The sequence below is a fragment of the Tamlana crocina genome (assembly GCF_012037625.1).
In genome coordinates, this window is record NZ_JAAVJS010000810.1 from 1 (window position 1) to 291 (window position 291).

Consider the following 291-nt stretch of genomic DNA (forward strand, 5'->3'; position numbering starts at 1 on the left):
GACGGAGATGATGACTGTCCAAATGAAGCCGGGCCTGTCAGCAACAATGGTTGTCCTGTAGTAGGAGACGCTGACGGAGACGGGATTTTAGATAATGTAGATACTTGTCCTGATACTCCTGATGGTGCAACTGTAGATTCTACCGGTTGTCCTATTGACTCAGATGGTGATGGAGTATGGGATGGAATAGATCAGTGTTCCAGTACAGAAACCGGAGTTGAGGTTGATGCTCTAGGGTGTCCAGTAGATACAGGAGTAGTTGAATGTATTCCAACCCCGGTAACAGGTTGT

Annotated in this window: 1 pseudogene; it reads left to right on the plus strand. The window is 47.1% G+C overall.

Annotation, left to right across the window (positions count from 1 at the left end):
* Window positions 1–291 (plus strand): annotated as a pseudogene (locus tag HC176_RS19850) (OmpA family protein); the annotation flags it as partial.